The organism is Solitalea longa (assembly GCF_002920915.1).
GTDB lineage: Bacteria > Bacteroidota > Bacteroidia > Sphingobacteriales > Sphingobacteriaceae > Solitalea > Solitalea longa.
The window spans coordinates 1-2664 of sequence record NZ_PQVF01000030.1 but is presented as its reverse complement, the minus strand read 5'-3'; the positions used below and the strand labels follow the sequence as shown (position 1 = coordinate 2664).

Genomic DNA, 2664 nt, shown 5'->3' with positions numbered 1-2664 from the left:
GATTTTTGCAATCAGCCGCTTGTCGTAACGACTCTTCTTGTGCAATCTAATTAAATACTGGTCTTGTTCTAACTTTTTTTCCATACATCTTTTTTTGATGTATAGTTATAATAGGACGAGACAAATCCTGTAATCCTAATTGAAGTATACAGGCTGTAATGCGCACTAAATTTCCGGCAAGTTTATTTTTTCTAATCTCTACAGTTTTAAGCTTCTCGTAGACTTTTTTTATTTATTTGTATACAATTTTGTTACTAATATTAGGTTTCTTGCAGAAAGTATCTCATTGACTCTAAAGGTTATTGGAATTCTCAAAACTTATTTTAATTTTTGTGGCAAGAATATTGTTGTTTGAACAATGAAAAAAAATGTGTCAATTTGTACACAAATAATTTAAATTGGCTTGAATATTGTCCAAAAGTATTTTTTTGAGGAAATAAATACACAGTTTTGGATTAAGTAGTTTTTATCATAAATTTTGCTCAAAAAAGAAAAGTAAATACATCTAAACAAGATACATGGCTTAAACAACTACTCACTCTCCTAATCTAAAATTCTCACTCTCCATTCAAATCAACTGATGCATGTAGTAATTACATGTCGAACCTTTTATGATCATCAATGATTAGGGATACTCAATCATTTAATATTCATGTATTAATTAATTCTAAGAAGCCATTTCTAAAGCTTATGCTTTTGTTATGCTTTATATTCTTAGGATTAGCCACATATGGTCAATCAGTTGGTGATTATCAATCGAAAGGATCAGGAGATTGGAATGTTCTTGCTACTTGGGAAAGGTGGAATGGGACAGCATGGGTTGAGCCAACACTAGGACAAGGATATCCTGGACAATATACAGGGACTAAGACAGTGTCAATTCAATCTGGCAATGATGTAAAATTAAACGTCAACCCAAATAGTTTTACTGAACTAAAAGTTTCTGGAACTGTAAGTATTACCTCAGGCATTGTCTATACTTTAATTACTCCATTAATCACAATTAAGAGTAGTGGTACGTTAGCTTTTGGCAATAATGGTTCAGGAATAATTGTTCCTGGCGCATCCGTAACCTATTCTTCTGTTTTAGCTATTGAGATGGGGGGTAAACTTATTTCCTTGGATCAGTGTAATTCCCAGAAGGATATTTGGCTTAATGGGGTGCATTACGCAAGCTGTAATGGAGGCGGCGGGCAATATTCATTTGCTCAACTAATGGCAAATAGAGGGTCAATTGATGCTACAACAAGTTATAATCCAATGTGTGTAGGTAATCCATTGAATCTTTTTGCAACAGTTACTGGGGCTAATAATACTAGTAATGTTACCTATAAATGGTCAGGACCCAATACATTACCTGCTCATCAAGTATATTCTACTAATAATTCTAATATAAGTATTTCAGGATTAAGTGCTGGAGGGCCTTATTTGTACATAGTTACGGCAATTGATCCGTTTAATAATGCAACAAATTTTGATAGTATTAAGGTTACTGTGAACCCTCTTCCAAATGCTACAATTTCTGGCTCTACTACGGTTTGTCAAAATGCAGCTAGCCCAGTTGTAACATTTACAGGTTCTAATGGCACTGCACCATATACCTTTACCTATAATATAAATGGAGGAAGCAATCAAACAATTACCACCACTAGTGGGAATTCGGTAACAATTGCGGTTCCAACAGGCACTGTAGGGACATTTAATTATAACTTGGTAAGTGTTAAAGATGGTAGTGCTGCAGGGTGTTTACAGAATCTATCTGGTACAGCAACTGTTACTGTAAGTGCCCCAATAACTAACAATACACTTCCGAATCCGTCGCAGTCTTCCTATAATTGTGGAGTAAATGAATCCATAAACGGCTCTATGCCTACTGTAGGGAATTATGGGCCAGGACTTGTGTTTAAATGGCAGAGTTCTACCGATGGTTCAGCCTGGACGGATATTCCTTCTTCGAATAGCCAGAATTTTGTTCCTGGTTTATTAACCTCTACTACTTATTTCAGAAGAATTGTTACTTCTGGCGACTGTGCTGTCAGTATTTCAAATACTATTGTTTATAACATTACACAAAATCCGTTTACAAACAATACTATCTATTTTTATAATGGCGCTCAAACATCTGGTTGTGGTAGCTTTGATCCGGGACAAATTGGGGGTGATTATCCATCGTCAGGAGGTTACATAAATACATATACTTTTCAATGGCAAAGTTCAATAATTAGTGCCAGTGCAGGGTTTTCCAATATTCCTGGAGCTATAGGACAACAATATGATCCGCCTGTTTTAACTCAAACTACTTATTTTAAGAGAATTGCTACATCGGGTGGATGTTCTTTTGAAACTAATGTATTAGTTTTAACAGTAGGGACAACTACCCCTGCTGTTCCAACCATTACCACATCGGCAGCAACCTGCTCAGCAGCAGGAAGCAGTACAATAAGTAACTACAGTGCATCGAACACATATATTTTCACTCCAACAGGTCCTACTGTAGGGGCAGGCGGAGTGATCAGTGGCATGACCACCGGAACGTCTTATACGGTAACGGCCGGAAATGGAGGTTGTACTTCTGCTCCCTCATCCTCATTTACAAATGCAGCGATGTTAACAGCTCCAGCCGTACCTACGGCCAGCGTAACCACGCAGCCGACCTGCGCGGTA

The 2664-nt window shown here is 37.0% G+C and carries 1 protein-coding gene; it reads left to right on the top strand.

Translation table 11 applies throughout. From position 1 onward, the window contains the following. Nucleotides 1-621: 621 nt before the first annotated feature. Nucleotides 622-2664: hypothetical protein (locus C3K47_RS19320; protein WP_207765337.1), on the top strand; the 2043-nt coding region annotated here is incomplete at its 3' end.